This is a genomic window from Actinomadura physcomitrii, assembly GCF_008923205.2.
GTDB lineage: Bacteria > Actinomycetota > Actinomycetes > Streptosporangiales > Streptosporangiaceae > Spirillospora > Spirillospora physcomitrii.
The window spans coordinates 7,335-29,045 of the sequence record NZ_WBMS02000039.1; the positions used below are offsets into that span (position 1 = coordinate 7,335).

Sequence of the window (21,711 nt, forward strand, 5' to 3'; positions counted from 1 at the left end):
GGCAGTCCCCCGAGAACCGTCCGCACCGCCCCCGCGCGGCCGCCGCCCCTCGGGGACACCGGCCCTCCGGGACACCGCCCCCCGCCGGGCCCCGGCGCCCCACCTCCGCTGGGCGCGCCGGGGCCCCACACGTCCCTTCCGGCCCGTCCGGGGGTGCGGTTCTGTCGGTGGCGAGGGTCACAATGGACGCATGTGCCGCAGCATCAAGACGCTCCGCCCGCCGTTCGCCGAGGACGTGACCGACCAGGACGTCCGGGCGGCCGCGCTCCAGTACGTCCGCAAGATCTCCGGGTTCCGGGCCCCCGCGGCCCACAACGCCGAGGCGTTCGACCGCGCCGTCGAGGAGATCGCGCGCTCCACCGCCGCGCTCCTGGACGCGCTGGAGATGCGGGGCCGCCGCGCGAGCTAGCCCGCGGGCCGTCCCGTCCGGTCAGTTGTGGCAGTTCTGGCCGGCGAGGTCCAGCGCGAGCGACGCGACGCGCCCGCCCGACAGCAGGAGGCTGTAGACGGCCTTCGGGTTGCCGGGGACGGGGGCGGACGCCCCGTTCACGCCGTTCGCCAGCTTCGGGTACGCGTGCTTGACCTGCGCCAGCGTGGACCCGACCCCGATGCCCTGCGGGGTGCGCATCCCCCCGACGGCGAAGATCGACACGATGCCGTAGCGCGCGGAGTAGTAGACGCCGACCGAGCCCTTCGGGGTGCGGCGCGTCCGCAGGTCGTAGCCGGAGCAGCCGTTCGCGCCCGCGCGCACCTTCCCGACGAGCAGGCCGCTGCCGCGCAGCTGCCTGGCCGTCATGCCGAGTCGTAACGCTCCATAGCCGAGCGGGCCGAGGGTCGCGGCGCGGCTCGGCGCGCCGGTCCGGCGCGGCGCGGGCTGCCCGCCGCCTCCACCGCCCCCGCCGCCGAGCTTCGGGGTGCTGGTCGCGCCGATCGCCGGCGCCGACACCTCGGCCGTCCCGCCGCCCGCGACGTCCCCGCCGCCACCGCCGCCCCCGCAGCCCGTCAGCAGCAGCGCCCCCGCCGCCGTCCCCACCGTCACGATCGCCGAACACCTCATCCGGACTCCCCCAGAAACGGTCACGTGCCGGCCCATCAGACGGAGCCGGCACGCGAACGGTTCAGTTTGCCCGAAATGCGGGTTATGTCGCTACTGTGCGGCGACCAGCTCCGCGATCTGCACGGCGTTCAGCGCCGCGCCCTTGCGCAGGTTGTCGCCCGAGCAGAACAGCGCCAGCCCGTTCTCCACGGTCTCGTCCCGGCGGATCCGGCCCACGTAGGTCGGGTCCTGCCCGGCGGCCTGCAGCGGCGTCGGCACGTCCGCCAGCACCACGCCGGGCGCGCCGGACAGCAGCTCGCTCGCCCGCTCCGGCCCGATCGGACGCTCGAACCGCGCGTTGATCTGCAGCGAGTGCCCGGTGAACACCGGCACCCGCACGCAGGTCCCCGACACCTTCAGGTCCGGGATCTCCAGGATCTTGCGGCTCTCGTTGCGGAGCTTCTGCTCCTCGTCGGTCTCGGCGAGCCCGTCGTCCACGATCGACCCCGCGAACGGCAGCACGTTGAACGCGATCGGCCGCACGTACACCTGCGGGTCGGGGAACTCCACCGCCGAGCCGTCGTGGGTGAGCCGGTCGGCGTTCTCGACGACCTTTCGCGCCTGCTCGTGCAGCTCCGCCACGCCCGCGAGGCCGCTGCCCGACACCGCCTGGTACGTCGACACGACCAGCGCGGACAGCCCCGCCTCGGCGTGCAGCGGCCGCAGCACCGGCATCGCCGCCATCGTCGTGCAGTTCGGGTTCGCGATGATCCCCTTCGGGCGGTCCGCCGCCGCGTGCGGGTTGACCTCCGCCACCACCAGCGGGACGTCCGGGTCCATCCGCCACGCCGACGAGTTGTCGATCACGACGGCGCCCGCCGCGGCGACCTTCGGCGCCAGCTCCTTCGACGAGCCCTTCCCCGCGGAGAACAGCACGATGTCGAGACCGGCGTAGTCGGCGGCGGCCGCGTCCTCGACGGTGATCTCGGTGCCGTTCCAGGGCAGCCTGCGCCCGGCCGAGCGGGCCGAGGCGAACAGCCGCAGCTCGTCCACCGGGAATCCGCGTTCCGCCAGGATGCGGCGCATCACGCCCCCGACCTGGCCGGTGGCCCCGACGATCCCGATCCTCATGCCGCTCCCTCTGCTCGTCCCGCGCTGCTCGTTCTCACGTCCCTACCTGGGCCGACGAGTCTGCCGAGGCCCGGTCGGGGACGTCCAGTAATTAACCCTTCACACCGACTTTAAGCGGCGCTCAACGGACGCGCACACGCATCCGCCGGTGTCAACGGCGGGCGCGGGGGCCCCGGTTCCCCGCCCTGGACGGCCTCAGGGGCGGCATCGGGGGCGAATCAGGGCGGTTCCGGATGTCGCGTCCCCGCCGGGATGGGCATCATCGAGGGCATGGACATGAACAAGGGCACCACCGAACGGCGGCTCCGCCGCACCCGCGACGGGCGCATGCTCGCGGGCGTCTGCTCCGGCGCCGCCGAGTTCCTCGGCGTCGAAGCCAACATCGTCAGGCTCGTTTTGGCCGTCTTCACCGTCTTCGGCGGCGCGGGCATCGCCCTCTACGTGATCGCCTGGCTGCTGATCCCGGAGGAGGGCGCCGCGACGTCCGTCGCCGAGGACCTGTTCAAGAAGGCCCAGGACAACCCGAACGTCCAGGACGCCGTCCAGCGCACGAAGAACGCGGTGAACAAGAACCGCACGCACGCTTGAGCGCGCCCTCTCCGGGGGTGTGGGGGTCGCCCCCCCCACATAAGACACGCTTAGGGGTTCACGGGGCCGGGGCGGAGCGGCGGATGCCGGGGAGGTCGTCCTCGCGGGACGCGGTGACCTCCACGGGCTCGGCCGGTTCGGTCATGCCGGAGATGACGCCGCCGCGGACCTGGTTCCACGACAGCGACAGCATCGCCGCGACCGACAGCCCGGCGACGCCCGCGAGCGCCACCACCGTCTGCGGGCCGAGGACCTGCGTCGCGGCCCCGGCGACGAGGATGCCGAGGCCCTGACCGGCGAGGATGCCGGACTGGGCGAGACCGAACGCCTGCCCGCGGCCGGACGCCGGCACCGCCGCGACGAACGCCGCGTTCGCCGCCAGCTGGTACGCGCTGCCCATCCCGGACAGCGCCCACAGCGCCACGACGCCCCACAGCGGCGGGTGGACGCCCGCGCCGACCAGCGGCAGGCACGCGGCCATCGACATCCACCCCATCACCCGCAGCCGGTTCGTCGGACGGACGAAGCGGCTGAAAAGGAACGCGCCGAGCACCATCCCCGTCGGCATCGCCGACATCAGCAGCCCCACCGTCACCGCGCTGCCGTCGAACGTCGCCGCGTACGGCGCCGCGAGCCCCTCCGGGACGACGTAGAACGCGCACAGCCACGCGAACGACACCAGCGCCCGCAGCACCGGGTCGCCGAACACCAGCTTCGCCCCGTCCCGCGTCCCGCGCCACAGGCCGAGCGAGTCGCGCTCCCGCCGCTTCGGCGCGGCGCGCGGCCGCAGCCCGCCGACCAGGATCACCGCCGACAGACCGAACGTCAGCGCGTCGATGGCGAGCGCGTCGTACGGCCCGACCGCCGCGACGATCGCGCCGCCGGCCAGGAACCCGAGCATCTGGGTGCCCTGGTGCGTCATGTTGTTGATCGCCGACCCGGCCACGTACCGGTCGCCCTCCAGCACGTCCGGCAGCACCGCGGCGCGCGCGGCGGTGAACGGGGCGCCGAGCAGCACCGCCGCGAACACCAGCAGGCACAGCCCCGCGAACGGCATCTGCACCAGCGCCATCAGCGCCACCAGGCAGGCCCGCAGCACGTCGCAGACGATCATCACGGTGCGGCGCGGGAACAGGTCGGCCAGCCCCGACAGCACCGGCCCGCCCACGATCGGCGGCAGGTACGTCAGCGCGTAGGTCACGGCGGTCTGCAGCGCGGACCCGGTGTGCTGGTACACCAGCACGGCCAGCGCGACCTGCGCCAGCTGGTCCCCGACGAACGACAGCGCCTGCGCCAGCCAGAGGGCGCGGAACTCACCGACCGCGAAAACCTCGCGGTAGGTGGCCTGCTCCTCCGCCGGACGCCGATGCCGGCCGGTCTGCCTTCCCGCCACGCACGCTCCAGTTCGGCTCGCCCAGGGGTGGACGACCCTCCTATTAACTCACGCTGCGTGGCAGTTATGTGACCTACCGTGCCCAAATATTGAAACGCGTTGCCGCCGGGTCTCAATACCCCAGGTCATGGAGCCGACGGTCATCGATCCCGAAATGATGCGCGATCTCATGAATCACCGTGATGCGCACCTCCTCGACGACGTCCTCCTCGGTGTCGCAGATCCGGAGGATCTCCCGGCGGTAGATGGAGATGTGATCGGGCAGGACGGCCCCGTACCAGTCACCGCGCTCCGTGAGGGGTACGCCTTGGTAGAGGCCCAGCAGGCCAGGCTCGGGTGCGTCATCCTCGACCACGACGACGACGTTGCGCATCTGCGCCGCCAGCTCGGCCGGGATGGTGTCGAGGGCCGCCCCGACCAGGTCCTCGAACGCCTCCCGCGACATCTCGATCACAGTGCCATTCTGCTCGACAGAAGGAGGATCGTTGCCGTTCCGGCCGACCGCCCTCGCCGCCCGGATCACCGCCCTCGCCGCACGACTGCCCCGCGCCGCGTCCGCCCGCGCGGCGGCGCTCGCCGCCCGGTACCCCCACGCCGCGTCCGCCGCGCGCCGCGCCGCCGCCGCGACGGGCCGCGCGCGCGCCGCCGGGGCCCGCGCCGCCCGCAGCCGCTGGACCCGCATCGCCCTCACCGTCGTCATCGGCCTCGCCGGCGGCTACGTCGGCCTCCTCGTCGGCGGCCGCACCGTCACCCCCGTCGGGCCCGCGAACGTCCAGCTCGTCCTGCACCCGTCGCTGCACGGCGGCACCACCCTCGAACTGCCGCCGCTCGGCGCCGTCCACCTCGACACCCACTCCGGCCCCGTGTCCGTCGAGGCGCACCTCACCGACGTCCGCCCCGACCAGGCGCAGCAGCTCATCGAGGACGACTCGGCGCTCGACCGCGTCACCGACCAGATCGCCGACCAGATCCGGCACGGCGTGACCGTCCTGCTGATCCGCGCGGCCGTCCTCGCCCTGGCCTTCGCGTTCCTCGCCGCGCTGGTGCTGTTCCGATCGTGGCGGCGCGCCTTCGCCGCCCTCGGCGCGTCCGCCGCGGGCCTCGTCGCCGTCGCCCTGCTCGCCTGGACGACCTTCAACCCCGACTCCATCGCCGAGCCCCGCTACACCGGCCTGCTCGCCAACGCGCCCCAGGTCGTCGGCGACGCCGAGACCGTCTTCACCCGCTTCTCCACCTACCGCGCGAACCTCGCCCGCCTCGTCGGCAACGCCTCCAAGCTCTACGCCGCGACCTCGACGCTCCCGACCTACGAGCCGGACCCGTCCACCATCCGCGTCCTGCACGTCTCCGACATCCACCTGAACCCCACCGCGTGGAACGTCATCAAGTCCGTCAGCACCCAGTTCCACGCCACCTTCATCATCGACACCGGCGACCTCATGGACCACGGCAGCAAGCCCGAGGACAGGTTCGCCGACTCGATCTCCGACCTGAAGATCCCGTACGTCTACATCCGCGGCAACCACGACTCGCGGAGCACCCAGCGGGCCGTCGCGCGGCAGAAGAACGCGATCGTCCTCGACGACCGGACCCGCGAGGTCGGCGGCCTGCGCCTCTACGGCGTCGGCGACCCCCGCTTCACCCCCGACAAGAGCACCCGCGACGACTTCGTCGGCTCCGACCAGGTCCGCGCCGAAGGCGACGTCCTCGCCGACAAGCTCCGCAAGTCCGGCACCACGCCCGATGTCGTCCTCACCCACGACCCGTCCGAGGGCGAGGCGTTCTCCGGCCTCACCCCCCTGATCCTCTCCGGCCACCTGCACGCCCGCCAGACCAAGCTCCTGCCCACCGGCACCCGCCTGTTCGTCCAGGGCTCCACCGGCGGCGCCGGCCTGCGCGGCCTCGAACACGAGCAGCCGACCCCCATCGAGCTGTCCGTCCTGTACTTCAACCGCGCCTCGCACCGCCTCCAGGGCTGGGACGACCTGCAGCTCGGCGGCCTCGGCCTCACCTCCGCCAAGATCGAGCGGCACCTCGAACCCGACCCGGACCGCGCCATCAAGCCGCAGCCCCCGGCCACCGCCCCGCCCGCGTCCCCGACCTCCCCGTTCCCGTCGAGGTTCCCGTCCGACTGGCCGTCCCGAAGCCCGTCCCCGACCTCGCCGCCCCCCTCGTCGCCGTCGCCCACCCGCGAGCGCGGGTAACCGTTTGCGCGCCGCCCCGCCCCGTCCTCTACACTTGACCGGGTCGAGTGGCAACCATCTCTGCCACCACCGGGCCCCCTTCGTCTAGCGGCCTAGGACGCCGCCCTTTCAAGGCGGTAGCGCCGGTTCGAATCCGGTAGGGGGTACAACGGGAACCGGCTCGACCGGAACCGATCACCGCGTTCGCGACATCCCGCTGAATATCGACGATTTCGGACGTGATCGTCACCTCGCACTCGACGAGTTCTTCTCGCCGTCGTGGCGCATCGCCAGCCCGAAGACGTCCAGCAGCTTCCGCAGGGTCGCCTCAGGAAGCAGCCCGAGGTCCACCGCTCCGGTCGGCAGCAGATCCAGCAGTTCGGGCGCCGCGTGAACGGGCGCGGTCTCGTGGAGTTCCCGGAGTCTGTCCTGTGCCGCCTTGAGTTCGGTCGCGATCTCGGCGGCGCGCTCGTTGACCCGCTGGACGAGCGCCGGAGTCGGATCGTCCAGGTTCTCCAGCGGATCGAGCACACGTGCTTGCCGCCGGACCAGGTCTTTGATCCTGGCCTTGGCCATCGCGACCTGCTCCTGGTGCTCGTCCAGATGCTGGTCGCTCATCCGGGCGAGGAGCGCCTGCAGGCGTTGGTGGCGCTGGGCGCCGAAGATCTCGCGGTTGAAGAACTCGTTCAGCCCCGCCATCAGAGGCTCCTCGCGCACCCGGATCACGGCCGGATGCCCGTCGGGCAGGTAGGAGCGCTTCGGGCTGCAGACGTAGTAGGTGTTGCCGGAGTCCTGCTTGCCGAACATGCGCCTCCCGCACAGCCCGCACGTCATGTAGGACCTCAGCACGAACATCCGCCGCGGCTTCTTGGGCTTGCGCGGGCCATCTGAACGGCTCGGGGTCCCGGCCTTGGCGCGGGCGACCCGTTGCGCCTGGGTGAAGACCTCGATCGACTCCAGCCCGGGGTGTGTGGACTCGCCGGACCACACCCACACCTCCGGCGGATTGTTCCTGCCGGTTCCCGACGATGTGGCCTTGCGGTTCCACACCATGTAGCCGGTGTACTTGGGGTTGGACAGGACGTCGCGCACCAAGGAGTAGGTCCACCTGCCGATGGTCCGATGCGCGGCCGTGGCCACCGGCGCCGTCACCGGCTCGACGCCCCAAACCGACCCCTGCGACTCACAGGTCGACGGTCCGCCGGTCGCCGGAATACCCGCCACCTACCTCGCCCTCTACCGAAAAGCCGCAGCCGACTACGGCATCCCCTGGGAGATCCTCGCCGCCGTCGGATCCATCGAGTCCGACCACGGACGCTCCCACGCGCCCGGCATCCACTCCGGCGAGAACCACGCGGGCGCCGGAGGTCCCATGCAGTTCCTCGCCGGCACCTGGAAGACCTACGGCGTCGACGGCAACCACGACGGCAGAACGAACCGCTACGACCCCGCAGACGCCATCCCCGCCGCCGCCAACTACCTCCGCCACAACGGAGCACCACCCAAGATGCGCGCCGCCCTGTTCGCCTACAACCACAGCAACACCTACGTCGACGACGTCCTCAACCGCGCCCACAAGTACAAGACCACACCCACCGCAACCACCCCGCCGAACGCCTCACCACCCGCCGAGTGCACCGAAGCCGCCGCCATCACCGCACCCAACACCACCATCGCAAAGATCATCGCCTTCGCCATGGCCCAACGCGGCAAGCCCTACGTCTTCGGCGCCACCGGCCCCGACGCCTGGGACTGCTCCAGCCTCGTCCAAGCCGCCTACGCCGCCGCCGGCCTCACCATCCCACGCACCACCTTCGCCCAATGGCCCTTCGGCGTCCGCATCCTCAACAACCAAGCCCAACCCGGCGACCTCGTCTTCTTCAACTCCGGCCCCGCCACCTCCACCACCACACCCGGCCACGTCGGCCTCGTCATCGGACACGGCCAAATGATCGCCGCCCGCTGCTCCACCTGCCACCCAGCCATCGGCGTCGAGACCTACCACCGCCCCGACTGGATCGGCACCACCCGCCCCCTCCTCCGTCTGTAGTACGCAGGCCCGCCGCAGCGTACGAGCGGCGCCCGCACATTCCGCAAGCGCACATCCTTTGGGCGGCGATGACGCTGATGACCTGTCGCTGACCAGGGCGTGGCCCGGAACACCTCGTACGTCCAGGGTTTTGACGGCTGGTGTACTCAACGAACACCAGGTTCTGCCCCAACCGGCGATCATCAAGAAAGGTGATCGTGGGCATGAAAAATGTGTGATCGACTACGCCCAGTCCGGCCGCAGCGGGAGCGCCGCATCGGACACCGTACGCAAGCAGTGCACACGCGTCAGCAGCGTCATGCGGGATAAGGCAATCGTGAACAGGGCCATCACGCGGCTGGCCAGGAAGCTGAACACCCGGCCGAGCGAGGCGGCTGAGCATCTGGAGCAGATGGCCGAGCACAGTGGGATAAGCCTGATCGAGGTGGCCGAGGGGATCGAGGATACGCCGCACGCGTTCAGCCCGCCCGAGCTGCCCGACTGGATCCAGGGCATGCTGGATACCCACGACGACTTGGCCAGCTATACCGTCCCTATCACCGACTCGGTCGGCCGGGTGATCGACTTTTATTGGCTGGCCGTCAACCGCCATGGCTGCACCGCCGATGGCCGGCAGCATGACGAGCTGGTCGGCAAAAGCCTTCTGGAGGTCAGTCCAGGCGTGTGGGCCGCCGGGCTGCTGGATGAGTTCACTGCCGCCTACCAGAGCGGTGTGCCCTTCCACAGGGAGTCGATGGAGTATGTGGACATCGTGGACGAGCGGCCCTGGCCCATCCTGCTGAACGTCCGCGCCGCCCGGGTCCTGGACGGCCTGCTGCTGAACTTCACCAGGATAGATGAACGTGAACTGTTCCTCTCCGGCTGGGCACGGGTCCAGCACCTGGCAGGGCTGGGCTGGGCCGAGTGGGAACTGGCCAGCCCGAAGGTGACCTGGACCCCGCAGACGTATGAGATTTTTGGCCGCGAACCTACTAGCGAGCCGATCTCGCTGGAAGACCTTCCGGCCATGGCGGTACCCGAAGACCGCCCAGTGCTCGACGATGTGATCGACTCGCTGCTGCACAACCGGGAATCGGTACAAGCCGAGTTCTCGATCCAGCATCGGCACGGGGTGCGGCGCCTGCATGTCATTGGCGAGCCACTACTGGACTGCGACGGTATCCCGCTCAAGGTCAGGTTACTGGTCCAGGACCTGACCGCTGCCCGGCACCGCGAACGCGCCGTGACCAGGGCCCGGGAACGAGCGGCCCGGGAACAAGAGCGCACCGCCGAAGAGCGCCGGATTACCGCCCACCTGCAGAACATCCTGCTGCCACCGGGCCGGCGCCTGATGGACCTGCCCGGCTTGGCCGTCGGCGTGCGCTACCAGGCGGCCGAGCGCCTGGCCCGCTTGGGCGGCGACTTCTTCAAAGCCCGATTAATCGACGACGACCAGGTCCTGCTGGTCATCGGCGACGCCATGGGGCACGGGCTGGCCGCAGCCAGCAACATGATGCAGATGCGCTCGGGCCTGGCCGGGCTGGCCTACACCGGCGCCGCCCCGGACCGGCTCACCACCTGGCTGAACGAGCTGGTACTGCACAACAACCGGGAGATCGCCACCACTGGCACCGCGATCGTCAGCCGCTTCGACGTCGCCGAGCGCACTCTTTCTTGGGCCAATGCCGGCCATCTCAGCCCTATCCTCATCCGCGGAGGTCATGCCGGGACTCTCGAAGGGGCATCCGGCCCACTGCTAGGCGGCGTCGAGTGCGACTACCAGATGAACACCACACAACTGCAACCCGGCGACCTCCTCCTACTCTACACCGACGGCCTAGTTGAACAACGAAACCGTGACCTGGGGACCGGCATCCAGGCCCTGGTCAACGCTTTGCAGTCCTGCACACTGACCGACCCCGAGGACCTGATCGACTGCACCCTGCAACGTCTCGGCGCTAGCTCCGACGACGACATCTGCGTTCTTGCAGCGCGGGTACTTTAGGTCCCCCTCGAAAGCCTAATGAGATGCCGCCGTCTCCGTAAAAGTGTCATGAACCAGCTTTCAAAAGGAAGCGGCTCGAACATTTTTACTCTGCCCAGAGTTGAAAAGCATAGCGCTCACGGCCGCACAGTTCTTGCTCCAGCAGTTCATACTTGGTGGAAGATGCGTCCATCGAAAGAAGACGGTTATAGTCACGAAAAGCTTGCCGTCGAGACCACGCGGCTACAAGACTGGCATAGGTGCCAGTCGGTACAACGAAGACGACACCCGGCGAGCCGGCGGTGACCTCTGACAGGATTGGGCGACCAGAAGGAAGGGACAGTCGGGAACGTTCCATCACTTCGGGACCGTCGTTGCATGAGGGTGGCCCTCTATCCCAATATTCGATATCGAGTGTAACTGGAAATAATGGTTGCGCTGTCCCGATGTAGAACATGGCACTCCTCAAACCAAGCCAACCTTGCGAGCCAATATCGTCGGGAACGGGCGCGTCATTGGCGGCGTTGTCGGCATCTGCGAGGGCGAACATGCGATAGTCAGGCGAAGCGAGAAGACGCTCCTTTTGAATGGGCTCGGGCATTCGCCCTCCGGTGGGATCGTTGAGTTCCGAAGCGCTGTATATGGATGTCGATGCCCGCGCCCTTCCAGAACGCGTACGCGGTCAGACCCGAGCAGTCGTAGCCGATGTGCTTGGAGTCCTCCGGCCCGTTCGGGTGGTCCCGGCCGCAGGACGGGCCGCCCGCGCCTAAATCTGCTTCCAAGACGAGACAGGTCAAGGGCTTAGGCCGCTTCGCGCACGCTCCTGGTCCCGGTAGGGGCTCCGGCCTCCGACCAGCGAAGGCGTGCTGCGTTTCTGGGACCTGGACCCCGACCGGGCCGAAGCCAAGGTGTGCCGCGCCGTGACCGGCGTCTCCGCCGGCTACTGGCGCGCCCTGATCGGTGACCCGCCCGACCGGGTTCCGTGCCCGCCGCTGCGCGCCCCGGGGGCGCGGTCCCCGGGGCGCACCGGCGTCAGCCGATGAACCGGACCGCGTAGTTGGTCGCAGTCACCAGATGCATTTCGTCGACGAAGGCGACGCCGTTGATCTCCTGGCCCGGGATCGGGTCGGTGAGGCTGAGCAGCGGGGTGCGGCGGCGCAGGTCCCAGACCCAGGTGCTGCCGTCGCGGGCGGAGGTCGCCAGCCGCCGCTGGTCCGGGCTCAGGGCCAAAGCGACGATCTGTTTGGCCGCGCGCTCGGCTTGGACTCTGGCGAGTTCGGCCTGGTCGGCGCGGTGCCGGTCCTCGGCGCGTTCCCGCTCGATCCGGGCCTCGGTCTCGGCCTTGCGCCGTTGCTCGGCCTCCTCGATCTCCCGATCGCGCGCCTGCACTGCGGCGTCCAGGAACGCCTGCTCCGCCGCGCTCAAGTCCGGGCAGGACCGCGCCCACTCCAGCGTCACCGCCAGCCGCGTGCCGCGGTACAGCAGCTCGGGCGGCGGGCTTTGCCGCCACTCCTCGGCGTCGGCGTCCAGCCGCTGCCGCCGCCGTACCCCCTCCCGGTCAGCGGCGCCTCATGGGCGATCTCCACGGTGTCCTGGGTGACGGTGACCAGACGTGCCCGGGCGAACACCTCCACCACCTGCTGCGCCCACTTCAACCGGGCCCGCGGGACCCGCCGCCGGGCAGGCGGGGCATCATCGCTGTGCACGGCGACCAGGCGCAGCAGCAGCAGCCGGGCGGCCGCGTTCCTTTCGGAACTCCCGTTCAGCCACTCGTCCTGAGCTTGAAGCGTTTCTTGCCCAGGTGATGGAGTCAATGCGGGACCGACGCCGTTGGCGGTGGCCAGACTGTTTCCTTTCGGGACTACGGTATCGACCCGCTGGGTAGGTGTGAGTCAGAGGTGGTGGACGGCTGCGCCGTCCTGGACCCAGTGCCATCCGATCGGGGTCCAGGTCTTTTTCAGGGCCGCGCGTTCCCGGCGATAGGCCGTCAGGGCCGTCTCCACGGACTTGCCCAGGTCGGCGATATCTTCCGGTACGGGAACGCGGAGGACGAGGTGTTGCTCGCCGTGTGTCAGGAGCAGTTCGCCGGCGGGTGAGCAGGTCGTCAGGGTGAATCGCGTCAGGGGCTTGAAGGTCTTGTCGGCTGTGCTCAGCTTGATCGCCAGTGTCCCGTCGGCGTTCCATGCGAAAAGGCCGTACCGGTTGAGGTGGAACGCGTGTCCGCCGCCGGCCGCCACGTTGAAACACTCGCCGGTGAAGGGGCTGTCGGCCCACGGGTCCATGCCCAGCAGCCGCCCTTTCTGCTCGGCTTGGTCGTTGACGAGCGCGAACGCGAACGCGCCGCCCCTGCTGCCGCGGCGGGCGCGCATCGGCACGACGAACAACTCGTCCGACAGGGCCGCCGGCCGGAAGAGTTCCGACAGGTTCCAGCGGCTGATGGGCCTACCGGGCTCGAAGATCTCTCTGAGTGCGGGCCGCGGCCGGTTCTGCAGGCCCACCGGCTGCCCATCGAAAAGGACGTGCGGGCGTAGGTCGTCCTGGGTTTGGCCGGCGGGTTCCGGGTCGAAGGCGGCCACCGCCTGGATGGAGGGTTTGTGGTCGGGGGTCAGCGGACCATCGGCCACTCCGACGATGTTGGCGAGGCTGTTGCCGTATCCCTGCACCCCGTACTCGGTGGTCGTGCACAGCAGCCGCCCCGACGGTGTGACGCTGATCGAGCAGGCGAACGGGTCGCCCGGTGCGAACTCCTCGAAGGCCTGTCGCCCTCGCGTGTGGTAGGTGCCGACCACCGCGCTCAGGTCCGGTGCGATGAGTGTGGTGCAGTCGGGATGGGCGTTCACCGAGAGCAGGCCGTCGGGCAGTACGCACAGCGTCATGTCGGGTCCGTCGACCACCGCCGACGCCCATTCGCCGGCGCCGGCGCCGGAAGGACAGCACAGCGCGGTGGCCAGCGGCACGCCGTCGGGCGCGTATCGCGTGATGATCCGGTAGTTGAAATTGCCTGTGGCCGGGCCGGTCTGGTCTGCGGCGAGGCCGCCGCCGTGCCGATACAACTGGTAGAGCGCGTAGAGGTCGCCGCAGGGAGCCGCCGCGACGTCGTGGGCCGTGACCCTCCACCCGGTCGAATACGGCGCGGACAGGTCAACGCGGTGGGTTTCGATGAGCCGGGCGGGCAGGACGATCGGCAGCGTGTACGGCATATCGGAATACTGTCGGACCGGCTCCGCTCGTGACGCCCTTTCGCGGTGAATCGCAGGCTTCCTAAAAACGTGTTTCGAAGCAGGTGAGCCATTCGTTGATGGCGGTCAAACGTCGTGCCGATCCACCGGGCAGGTCTCGCACCACGACGGCACTACCGGACCTGCCCGCCCGCCTGTCCGCTGCCGACGTCGCCGGGGCAGTCCAGTCCGTCCGGCGAACGCCACCCGGAGCGGTCCGGACAACCGGAATCCGCCACCGGGCCCGGGTTGTCTCGTCCGGCCCGCTCACCGCGTCCCCGCACATCAGGCGGCGGCGCCGGTGGCCCCGTGCGCCCTGAAGTCCCTCCCTTCATCCTGTGCTCCCGCATCGAGGAGCGCAGGATGAAGAGCAGAACGCAGGAACCGCGAGGTCATTTCTCATCTGTCGTACCGGACCTCCCCGTACCCGGTGCGTCGCGTGCACTCAGGAGATGCGGATGCGGGACGGGATTGTCAGGCGGGCGCCGGGGATGGGGCGAGCCGGTTGGTGGGTTTCACCGTAGGACGTACTTGCGGAACCGGCTCGACCGGAACCCATCACCACTCCGCCGAGCGCCTCACCCTCAGCCGAGTGCGCATCTCCACCTCTGACACCCACCCGCACACCGCTTCCACTTTGTCACTCCGGCGACGCCGCCACCGAGCCCGCGCCCACCGGCACCAACGACAGCGACGCCTCATCGATCAATAAATGCGGCTGGAATCTCATTGCGACACGCCGCCGAGTTTCACCGCACGCTCCGTGATCCGCCCGCCGTTGGACTCCATCCTCTGCCGGTCGGCCGTGTCCTCGCCTCGTCCGCGCCATGTCACGGTCGCGCCGACGGTGGCCACCGCCGATGACCAGTGACCTTCGGCGGCGGTCGTAGTTCGACATGAACGAACCGCACCATCCCGTCCCGGTTCTGGGACCGGCTGGTCGCCGTGCTCCCGCTTTCGTCTAGCGGGGTCGACGTGGTCTTCGCGGGCACGCGGCCCCGGCGGTCAATCCGGGCTGATCCGGTCCAGGAACGGGAGGAGGGCGGCGAGGTAGGCGTCCGGGTCGCGGCTCCACAGGTCGTGTCCGGCGCCGGCGATGGTCGCCATCTCGACCGAGGGCAGCGACGTCCGCCACTGCTCGGCGAGCTCATCGGTCAGGACGCGGCCGCGTCGGCCCCCGCGGAGTACCAGCACCGGGCAGCGGAGCTCGACCAGCCGGTCCCACAGCGGGGCCTCGCGGCTTTCCGCGATCACGGCTCGGACGGCGTGCTCGGGCATCCGCTCGGCGACCGGGACTCCGCGGACCTTCATGCGCAGCTGCTGCTCGGCGTACTCGGCGGGCAGGCCGACATGCCGCGCGGAGTAGTCACCGACGACCAGTCCGCTGAGACGGTCCGGGAACCGCAGCGCGTACCCCAGGGCATACGACGAGCCGCGCGAGATCGCGACCAGGATCGGCCGTTCCAGCTCGAGCGCCTCCGCGACCGCGCGCAGGTCGCCGATGTGGTCCTCCCACGCGTAGCCGGTGTGCGGCGCGTCGCTGCGGCCCCGCCCGCGAAGGTCGGCCACGACGACCCGCCGATCGCCGAGCCGGTCGAGCATCCACGCGTACTCGTCCGCGTACTCGCCCATTCCGGGGATCACCACGACCGGCGGCGAGTCCGAGACCCGGCCGTTGTCGAGCGCATGGAGCCGGACGCCGTCGTTGTCGACGAAGACGGAGACCGCGTCGCCGCCCGGCCGCCGCACCCCGTCGTCGCGGGCGCTCACGCGAGCGGGGGTCCTCCCAGTTCGCTCGGATTCCATGTCAGCCGGGCCATCCGGGCAGCAGGCCCAGGTCCCGGCATACCTCCTGGGCTTCGATGTTGCGGCCGTCCTTGGTCGACCGCATGACAGGCGGGGACACCTTGTCCTCCATGGCGTCCTCGGCGGCGTCGGGGTTGTTCACCAGCCAGGCGACCACCGCGCCGACCACGTCGGGCGGGGCGCCGCCGTCGAAACCGAAGTCGCCCATGTCCTGCGCCATCCGTTCGGTGGCGATGAAACCGGGCTGGACGTTGAAGGCGCGGACCCCGCGGTCGGCGACCTCGAGGTCGAGGATGCCCGCCACGCGATGCAGGGCCGCTTTGCTGAAGCCGTAGGCCAGACCCCAGCCTCCCTCACCGGCCTTGGCCGGCGGATCATGGAAGCCGGCACCGGACGTGATGTTCACGATGGTCCCCGACCCGCGCTCGAGCATGCCGGGCAGCACCTTCTTGATGAGCGCCAACGGGGACATCACGTTGGCCTGGAGGTGCAGTTCCAGCAGATCGAGCGGGGTCTCCTCGATGTGGTCCATGTGCCCGGGACCGATGTAGCGCCCGTTGTTCACCAGCACATCGATGCGTCCCCACTCGGCCAGCACGGTGTCGGCGGCGGCGACCACCGAGGCGCGGTCGGTCAGGTCGGCGGGCACGACGAGCGATCGCACGCCGGCCGCTTCCACGAGCCCGGCGGTCGACGAGAGCGCACCGGGCAGGGGGCTGGTGTCGGAGCGGTGCAGGGTCGAGGAGTGCTCCCGCCGCTCGCCCTCCTTCACGGTGCGGGCGGTGAGCGCGACATCGAGGCCGGCTCGAGCCAGATGCACGGCGATCGCCTTGCCGATACCACGGCTGGCCCCGGTGACAAACGCGGTGGACGTCACGGTCGTGAAGCTCCTTGCCTGGGGAGTCGGTGATGGAAGAGGCCGCTGTCGACTCGGCTCCGGTTCCCCGTGCTTCCGCAAGACGCCGCAACGTCCTGCACAGTTCGATAGATCTCAAAACGTAAGGTACCCCGGCTTCACATCCGGGACAAGGCGAGCCGCCTCCCCACCCGGTAGTGGCCGAGGGCCGGCGCGGTCGAGACCGGCCTCGCTTGCCGGTCCGCCGCGAAATCCTGCAGGTCGAGCAACGCCTGACGGCACGTCGCCCGTCGATGGTTCTAAAAGTCTGAATCTCTCGTAGCGCCTGAGCAAGGCTGATGCGGGTGCGGGACGGGCGGTCAGCGGTTCGGGGAAGGCGCGCGGTGGGCGTCGTCGTGCGCGGCGCTCGCCGAGTTCGCGGGACGCGTCCTGCCGCGCATGCGCAGCAGGGTGATCAGGGTCGCGAGCGCGAGCGTGACGACGAACAGCGAGTAGTCCCGGGTCGCGGTCGGCAGTCCACCGCCGTACACGACGAGGGTCCCCGCGACGACGGCGGGCAGCCCCATGCCCAGGTAGCAGATCACGTAGAGCGAAGAGAGGACGCCCGCGCGCTCGTGGTCGGCGGCCAGTGGCACGACGGTGCGCATCCCGCCCTGGAATCCCGCGCCGAAACCGATCCCGGAGACGAGGGTGCCGGCGAAGAATCCCGTGACCGACGACGCCTCGACGGCGAGCAAGGTACTGAGCGAGCCGAGGACGAGGAGCGTGATGCCGAGGAGCATCACCGTCCCGGCCGGGACGCGCGCGATCGCGACGATGGCGGCGGACGAGACCACGGTGAGCACGAACAATCCGAGACCGCCGATCACGGCGGAGTCCGAGCCCGACAACCGCCGCGCCAGCGCCGGTGCGAGTGAGCCGTAGAAGCCGCCGAGCGACCATACGGCGAACAGCACCGGCGCCACCGCGAGGAGGAGGTGCCGCAGGTGCCGGGGCACCGCGAGTTCGGGTTTGAGGGCGGCGCGCAGTCCGGGCCTGCGGCCGGCGGTCTCCGGCTGCAGCGCCACGCCGAGGGCCTGCACGAGGAAGACTCCGATGAACGCGAGGTAGACGAGCCGGGTGGGCGCCGGCAGGTACTGGACGATCAAGCCGGACGCCAAGGCGCCGATCCCGGATCCGAGCCCGGGGGCGACGGCGTTGGCGCGGGTGCCGCGCTCACGGTCGACGTCCAGCATCGCGGCGCCGAGCGCACCCAGTGCGCTGCCCGTTCCGATGCCCTGCAGGATCCGGCCGGCGAACAGAGCGCCGATGCCGCCGGCTTCGCTGAACACGGCCATGGCGGCGATCTGCAACGTCAGCGCGCCCAGGAGCACCGGCTTGCGGCCGAGGTGGTCGGACACCCGTCCGAGCACGAGCAGTGCGGCCAGGACGGCGATGCAGTAGGTGCCGAACACCACGGTGGTCGTTATCGGGGAGAAGTGCCATCGGTCCGCATACGCGGCGTAGAGCGGCGTGGGGGCGCTGGAAGAGGCCAGGAACGAGATGACGATCGAGGCCGGCAGCAGGAGGCCGAACGGTGCTGTCATGCCCTTCAGCGTGTCCGAGACCCTCCTGACCTGGTGATAGGCAAGATTTCCATACTTCGATAGGATATTGCCATGACGGTTCACCGGATCGCGCTCCTGGCCCTGGACGACGTCATGCCCCTCGACCTGGCGATCCCGGCGCAGATCTTCGGGTCCCGGCCGGAGACCTCGTACGAGACGACCGTGTGCGGCCTCGGCACGAAGGTGGACACCACCGGGGGCTTCACCGTGCTGCCGGAGGCGGACCTGGAGCGGGTGCGCGCCGCCGACACCGTGATCGTGCCGGGGGCCGAGCCGCCCGGACGTCCGCCGGAGGCCGTGCTCGCCGTGTTGGCCGAGGCGCACGAGCGCGGCAAGCGGATGGTGTCGATCTGCACGGGGGCCTTCGCGCTGGCCGCGGCGGGAGTGCTGGACGGTGTGCGCGCGACCACCCACTGGCAGTACATCGACGATCTCGAACGCGCCTTCCCGGCCGTGTCGGTGGAGCGCGACGTGCTCTACATCGACGAGGGGAACGTCCTCACCTCGGCCGGGGTGTGCTGCGGCATCGACCTGTGCCTGCACATCGTGCGCCGCGACCACGGCGCGGCGGTGGCCAACCGCGTCGCCCGCGGCCTGGTCGCGGCTCCGCACCGCGAAGGCGGGCAGGCCCAGTACGTGCCGGCGCCCGTCCCGGCGGCCGGCGACGCATCGCTGTCCGGCACCCGCGCATGGGCTCTGCGACGCCTCGGCGAACCGATCACGCTGCGCGAGCTCGCCCGGCACGCCGGCCTTTCGCAGCGCACGCTCATGCGCCGGTTCACCGAGGAGACCGGCACGACCCCGTTGCAGTGGCTGCTCAACGCCCGTCTCGGCCGGGCACGGGAACTGCTGGAGACCACCGATCAGCCGGTGGCGCGCGTGGCACGCGAGTGCGGGCTCGGCACCGCCGCCAACCTGCGGCTGCACTTCCGGCGCGCGCTGGACACGACCCCCACCGCCTACCGCCGCACCTTCGGAAGGTGAAGCCGGCGTCCTGACCGTCCGGGTCTCCGGCCTCGGCGTTACCGGAGGAGTGCCGGGGCGAGGTGGACGAGCCGGTCGACGTCGGCGGTGAAGTCGTCGCCGGTCGCGGGGAACAGGGTGACGTGGTCGGCGCCCGCGGCGAGGTGGGCGCGCACTTCGGCGGCGGTGGCGGGCTCGTCGTCGGCGTTGTGGGCCGTCCCGACGACGAGGAGCTCGTCGGGGCCGAGCGTGCGGCGGGTCTCCGCGGTGAACTCGGGGGGCTGGTTGGCGGGGAAGGCGCCGTCGGCGGTGTCGGCGGCCAGCCCCAGCATCTTCGGGCCGTTCGCGCCGATGACCCGGGGATAGGCCGCATCGGGCCCGGGCATCGGCGGGGGCTCGGCCATGGCGTCCAGGTAGGCGCGCATCGTCTCGAGGGGGCGGCCGAAGTCGCGGCCGGCGGCCTCCAGGCGCCGGACGGCCTTGCGCTGCTCGTCGATGGGGATCCAGCGGGTGAACGGCACCGGCACGTAGGTCCCGACCGGTCCGAGGGCCCGGCGGGCCCTTTCGACGACGCGCATGGTGATGGACTCCTCCCGGAAGCGGATGCCGTGGTTCCACCGTGCGGAAGGGCGGCCTCCGACGTCCAATCGCTGTTTCGCAATGCGCGATACGAATCAGGCATCACTGCACGCCAGGACGGCCGCCACCCGCGCGGAGCCGCGTGTCAGGCCGGTGGCGCCCAGTTCGGGTCGCGGCCCAGCAGTGCGGCGATGTTGTCGATCGGCGGCCGGGCCGGATCCTCGGCGAGGGACGGCCGGTAGACGCCGCCGGGCCCGTTGAGCGGGCTGCCGGGTGCGGTGTTGGCGCGGGCGAGCGGCAGCGCGGCGTCGGTGAGGCGGGACGGCGCGTTGGGTGCGGTTCCGAGCGCGCGTGCCAGGTCCCAGCGGTGGACCAGCATGTCGACGGTGTGGACGCCCAGCACCATCCGCGTCGGTGCCGGGCCCCGCTGCGGCAGGTGCACGGTCTCGCCGGCCTGTTCCAGCACGGCGTGGCAACGTGCGGCGATGCGGGCGAAGTCGTCCCGCGGGTCGCCGGCCGGTTCGACGGGCGCGAGCGCGGTGCGGGCCATGGCCTCGTGCCGCTCGTTCATGTGATGCAGCAGGTCGGTGACGGTCCACCCGTCACAGGGCGTCGGTTCCTTCATCGCGGCGTCGGGGATCAGGGCGACGTCGTGGCTCGGGATGAGCAAGGCGGGCCTGGTCGGCCCGTTCGGAACGCGCGACCGGCTGCTCATGGCCGCGCTCGACCATGCCGGTGAGGTCTTCCGCGCGGCGGTCACCGCACCGCTGGAGGGCCTGCCGCCCGGTGCGGAACGGCTGGGACGCCTGATCGACGGGTGGGTGGACTACCTGGCCGACTGCCCGTTCCCCGGCGGCTGCTTCGTCACCTCCGCCTCGTGCGAGCTCGACGGGCGTCCGGGGCCGCTGCGCGACCGGCTGCGCGAGATCGTCGCGTCCCAGCGGCGGGCCCTGGCGGCGGACATCGCCGCCGCCCAGGCCGAGCTGCCGGGTCCGCACCGTCCCGCCGAGGAGGTCGCGACGACCCTGGTCGGCCTGTCCATGGCGGTCAACCAGGAGATCCAGCTTCTACAGGACCCGTCCGCCCCGGCGCGTGCCCGCGCCGCCATGCGCCACGCGGCCGGCCTGCCCGAATCACATACTTAGGAGTATGGTTCCATACCATGGAGTATGGAGACGAGATCGTCCGCCGCGTGCGGGAGCTGGCGCCCTCGCTCGCCGAGCGGGCCCGCGAGGCCGAGGACGCGCGCCGCCTGCCCGACGCCACCATCGCCGACCTCGCCGCGTCCGGCCTGTTCGGCATGCTGGTGCCGAAGCGGTTCGGCGGCGCGGAACTCGGGTTCGAGCCGATGGCGGCGGCGTGCCGCGCGATCGGCGCCGCCTGCGCGTCCACCGGGTGGCTGTCGGTCATCTACACGCTGCACAACTGGATGGTGGCGCTCTTCCCCGAGCAGGCGCAGGAGGAGGTCTGGGCGGAGCGGCCGTACGCGCTGATCCCGTGCGTCCTCGCCCCGACCGGCACCGCCGAGCCGGTCGACGGCGGGCACCGGGTCACCGGACGCTGGTCGTGGGGAAGCGGCTCCATGCACGCCGACCACGCCATGGTCATGGGCCTCGTCACCGTCGACGGCGCGATCGAGCCGCGGCTGTTCCTGCTGCCGCGCGCGGACGTGACCGTCCACGACGTCTGGCACACCAGCGGCATGCGCGGGACCGGCAGCAACGACATCGAGGTGGCGGACGCCTTCGTCCCGGCGCACCGGTCCGTGCCGATGGCGGCGCTGACCGAGGGACGGTCACCCGGGTCGCGCGTGCATGAGGCGCCGCTCTACCGGACCCCGCTCGTCCCGGTGTTCGCGCTGACCAGCGCGGCGCCCGTGCTCGGCGTCGCCGAGGGCGTGCTCGCGCTGTTCGCCGAGCGGATGCGGAGCCGGCGGATGGCCTACAGCGGCGAGCGGCAGCGCGACCTGATGAGCGCCCAGATCCGGCTCGCCACCGCCACCGCGGACCTGGCCGCGGCGCGGCTGCTGCTCGAGGACGCGGTGCGCGACGTCACCGAGGCCACGGCGGCGGGCGACGCCGCCGGGCTGCCCCGCCGCGCCCGGACCCGGCTGGTCGCCGCGCACGTCGCCGCCACCTCCCGGCGCGTCGTCAACGAGCTGTGCGGCGCGGCCGGGGCGAGCACCCAGTTCGCTGACTCGCCGTTCCAGCGGGCGCAGCGCGATGTGAATACGATCAGCGGCCATGTGGTCTTCGACCCGGACGCGGCGTACGCCCTGTACGGCAGGATCGAGCTGGGCATGGACCCTGGTCCGGTGGTCCTGGTCTAACGGAGCGCG

General features: G+C 70.7%; 23 protein-coding genes and 1 tRNA gene. 10 read left to right on the plus strand and 14 right to left on the minus strand.

The annotated features are described in order from the left end of the window. Positions 1-190 precede the first annotated feature (190 nt). Positions 191-409: a DUF2277 domain-containing protein gene (locus F8568_RS35275; RefSeq protein WP_151597985.1), complete on the plus strand. Its 219-nt coding sequence runs from the start codon at positions 191-193 to the stop codon at positions 407-409. Between the two features lie 21 nt (positions 410-430). Here F8568_RS35275 and F8568_RS35280 read toward each other — a convergent pair whose 3' ends face one another. Next, the gene (locus tag F8568_RS35280) at positions 431-1,057 is read right to left on the minus strand and encodes a hypothetical protein (RefSeq protein ID WP_151597986.1); all 627 of its coding nucleotides are present in this window, start codon (positions 1,055-1,057) and stop codon (positions 431-433) included. Positions 1,058-1,147: 90 nt separating this feature from the next. Further along, positions 1,148-2,167, minus strand: coding sequence for an aspartate-semialdehyde dehydrogenase (locus F8568_RS35285; protein WP_151597987.1), 1,020 nt, complete (start codon positions 2,165-2,167; stop codon positions 1,148-1,150). Positions 2,168-2,437: 270 nt separating this feature from the next. Between F8568_RS35285 and F8568_RS35290 the strand changes: the two genes are divergently transcribed. Beyond that, positions 2,438-2,755, plus strand: a complete 318-nt coding sequence (locus tag F8568_RS35290; protein ID WP_236009818.1) for a PspC domain-containing protein — start codon at positions 2,438-2,440, stop codon at positions 2,753-2,755. Between the two features lie 58 nt (positions 2,756-2,813). Here the strand turns inward: F8568_RS35290 and F8568_RS35295 are convergent, their stop codons facing one another. Next, entirely contained in the window at positions 2,814-4,148 is a 1,335-nt protein-coding gene (locus tag F8568_RS35295; protein WP_151597988.1) for an MFS transporter, read from the minus strand. A gap of 112 nt (positions 4,149-4,260) precedes the next feature. Further along, the gene (locus F8568_RS35300) at positions 4,261-4,602 is read right to left on the minus strand and encodes a metallopeptidase family protein (protein WP_151597989.1); all 342 of its coding nucleotides are present in this window, start codon (positions 4,600-4,602) and stop codon (positions 4,261-4,263) included. A 31-nt stretch (positions 4,603-4,633) separates the two neighbouring features. Here F8568_RS35300 and F8568_RS35305 point away from each other — a divergent pair, with 31 nt between their 5' ends. Beyond that, positions 4,634-6,352, plus strand: coding sequence for a metallophosphoesterase family protein (locus F8568_RS35305; RefSeq protein WP_236009819.1), 1,719 nt, complete (start codon positions 4,634-4,636; stop codon positions 6,350-6,352). 73 nt (positions 6,353-6,425) lie between these two features. After that, a tRNA-Glu gene (locus F8568_RS35310) sits at positions 6,426-6,498 on the plus strand. A 79-nt stretch (positions 6,499-6,577) separates the two neighbouring features. Here the strand turns inward: F8568_RS35310 and F8568_RS35315 are convergent. Next, positions 6,578-7,555 (minus strand): recombinase family protein, encoded by a 978-nt coding sequence (locus F8568_RS35315; RefSeq protein WP_151597991.1) that lies wholly within the window; start codon positions 7,553-7,555, stop codon positions 6,578-6,580. On the opposite strand from F8568_RS35315, the gene F8568_RS35320 reads away from it, so the two are divergent. After that, positions 7,464-8,381: a C40 family peptidase gene (locus F8568_RS35320; protein WP_328601164.1), complete on the plus strand. Its 918-nt coding sequence runs from the start codon at positions 7,464-7,466 to the stop codon at positions 8,379-8,381. The genes F8568_RS35315 and F8568_RS35320 overlap by 92 nt on opposite strands. A gap of 214 nt (positions 8,382-8,595) precedes the next feature. Then, on the plus strand, positions 8,596-10,365 hold the full coding sequence (locus F8568_RS50735; RefSeq protein ID WP_151597993.1) for a SpoIIE family protein phosphatase: 1,770 nt from the start codon (positions 8,596-8,598) through the stop codon (positions 10,363-10,365). Positions 10,366-10,450: 85 nt separating this feature from the next. Here the strand turns inward: F8568_RS50735 and F8568_RS35330 are convergent, their stop codons facing one another. Next, a complete protein-coding gene (locus F8568_RS35330; protein WP_151597994.1) occupies positions 10,451-10,945 on the minus strand; it encodes a hypothetical protein in 495 nt (164 codons plus the stop codon). A 262-nt stretch (positions 10,946-11,207) separates the two neighbouring features. On the opposite strand from F8568_RS35330, the gene F8568_RS35335 reads away from it, so the two are divergent. Beyond that, positions 11,208-11,387 (plus strand): hypothetical protein, encoded by a 180-nt coding sequence (locus F8568_RS35335; RefSeq protein ID WP_151597995.1) that lies wholly within the window; start codon positions 11,208-11,210, stop codon positions 11,385-11,387. Here the strand turns inward: F8568_RS35335 and F8568_RS35340 are convergent. The 6 genes from F8568_RS35340 to F8568_RS35365 form a co-directional block, all read right to left on the minus strand. Continuing rightward, entirely contained in the window at positions 11,377-11,802 is a 426-nt protein-coding gene (locus F8568_RS35340) for a hypothetical protein (RefSeq protein ID WP_151597996.1), read from the minus strand. The two genes, F8568_RS35335 and F8568_RS35340, sit on opposite strands and share 11 nt — an antisense overlap. Next, positions 11,799-12,158: an nSTAND1 domain-containing NTPase gene (locus tag F8568_RS35345; protein ID WP_151597997.1), complete on the minus strand. Its 360-nt coding sequence runs from the start codon at positions 12,156-12,158 to the stop codon at positions 11,799-11,801. The genes F8568_RS35340 and F8568_RS35345 overlap by 4 nt, the downstream gene beginning before the upstream one ends. Positions 12,159-12,236: 78 nt before the next feature. Next, the gene (locus tag F8568_RS35350; protein WP_151597998.1) at positions 12,237-13,544 is read right to left on the minus strand and encodes a hypothetical protein; all 1,308 of its coding nucleotides are present in this window, start codon (positions 13,542-13,544) and stop codon (positions 12,237-12,239) included. 1,023 nt (positions 13,545-14,567) lie between these two features. Then, entirely contained in the window at positions 14,568-15,332 is a 765-nt protein-coding gene (locus F8568_RS35355) for an alpha/beta fold hydrolase (protein WP_202125715.1), read from the minus strand. Between the two features lie 37 nt (positions 15,333-15,369). After that, positions 15,370-16,245: an SDR family NAD(P)-dependent oxidoreductase gene (locus tag F8568_RS35360; protein WP_151598000.1), complete on the minus strand. Its 876-nt coding sequence runs from the start codon at positions 16,243-16,245 to the stop codon at positions 15,370-15,372. Between the two features lie 338 nt (positions 16,246-16,583). Then, entirely contained in the window at positions 16,584-17,810 is a 1,227-nt protein-coding gene (locus tag F8568_RS35365; protein ID WP_151598061.1) for an MFS transporter, read from the minus strand. A 72-nt stretch (positions 17,811-17,882) separates the two neighbouring features. Here F8568_RS35365 and F8568_RS35370 point away from each other — a divergent pair, with 72 nt between their 5' ends. Continuing rightward, positions 17,883-18,815, plus strand: a complete 933-nt coding sequence (locus F8568_RS35370; protein WP_151598001.1) for a GlxA family transcriptional regulator — start codon at positions 17,883-17,885, stop codon at positions 18,813-18,815. 38 nt (positions 18,816-18,853) lie between these two features. Here F8568_RS35370 and F8568_RS35375 read toward each other — a convergent pair whose 3' ends face one another. Together F8568_RS35375 and F8568_RS35380 are read right to left on the minus strand one after the other, a co-directional pair. Next, positions 18,854-19,372 (minus strand): LLM class oxidoreductase, encoded by a 519-nt coding sequence (locus F8568_RS35375; protein ID WP_151598002.1) that lies wholly within the window; start codon positions 19,370-19,372, stop codon positions 18,854-18,856. 146 nt (positions 19,373-19,518) lie between these two features. Next, on the minus strand, positions 19,519-20,043 hold the full coding sequence (locus F8568_RS35380; protein WP_202125716.1) for a TIGR03086 family metal-binding protein: 525 nt from the start codon (positions 20,041-20,043) through the stop codon (positions 19,519-19,521). Here F8568_RS35380 and F8568_RS35385 point away from each other — a divergent pair. Both F8568_RS35385 and F8568_RS35390 read left to right on the plus strand, forming a co-directional pair. Continuing rightward, positions 20,036-20,518, plus strand: coding sequence for a TetR family transcriptional regulator C-terminal domain-containing protein (locus tag F8568_RS35385; RefSeq protein ID WP_202125717.1), 483 nt, complete (start codon positions 20,036-20,038; stop codon positions 20,516-20,518). The genes F8568_RS35380 and F8568_RS35385 overlap by 8 nt on opposite strands. Before the next feature lie 17 nt (positions 20,519-20,535). Beyond that, a complete protein-coding gene (locus tag F8568_RS35390) occupies positions 20,536-21,702 on the plus strand; it encodes an acyl-CoA dehydrogenase family protein (RefSeq protein WP_151598004.1) in 1,167 nt (388 codons plus the stop codon). Positions 21,703-21,711: the final 9 nt, after the last annotated feature.

Excerpts from the sequence above, each read along its gene's own strand:
- F8568_RS35390 (WP_151598004.1), top strand. The coding sequence starts at position 20,536 with ATGGAGTATGGAGACGAGATCGTCCGCCGCGTGCGGGAGCTGGCGCCC.
- F8568_RS35375 (WP_151598002.1), bottom strand. The coding sequence starts at position 19,372 with ATGCGCGTCGTCGAAAGGGCCCGCCGGGCCCTCGGACCGGTCGGGACC.
- F8568_RS35385 (WP_202125717.1), top strand. The coding sequence starts at position 20,036 with ATGAGCAAGGCGGGCCTGGTCGGCCCGTTCGGAACGCGCGACCGGCTG.
- F8568_RS35280 (WP_151597986.1), bottom strand. The coding sequence starts at position 1,057 with ATGAGGTGTTCGGCGATCGTGACGGTGGGGACGGCGGCGGGGGCGCTG.
- F8568_RS35370 (WP_151598001.1), top strand. The coding sequence starts at position 17,883 with ATGACGGTTCACCGGATCGCGCTCCTGGCCCTGGACGACGTCATGCCC.
- F8568_RS35350 (WP_151597998.1), bottom strand. The coding sequence starts at position 13,544 with ATGCCGTACACGCTGCCGATCGTCCTGCCCGCCCGGCTCATCGAAACC.
- F8568_RS35275 (WP_151597985.1), top strand. The coding sequence starts at position 191 with ATGTGCCGCAGCATCAAGACGCTCCGCCCGCCGTTCGCCGAGGACGTG.
- F8568_RS35330 (WP_151597994.1), bottom strand. The coding sequence starts at position 10,945 with ATGCCCGAGCCCATTCAAAAGGAGCGTCTTCTCGCTTCGCCTGACTAT.
- F8568_RS35285 (WP_151597987.1), bottom strand. The coding sequence starts at position 2,167 with ATGAGGATCGGGATCGTCGGGGCCACCGGCCAGGTCGGGGGCGTGATG.
- F8568_RS35290 (WP_236009818.1), top strand. The coding sequence starts at position 2,438 with ATGGACATGAACAAGGGCACCACCGAACGGCGGCTCCGCCGCACCCGC.
- F8568_RS35365 (WP_151598061.1), bottom strand. The coding sequence starts at position 17,810 with ATGACAGCACCGTTCGGCCTCCTGCTGCCGGCCTCGATCGTCATCTCG.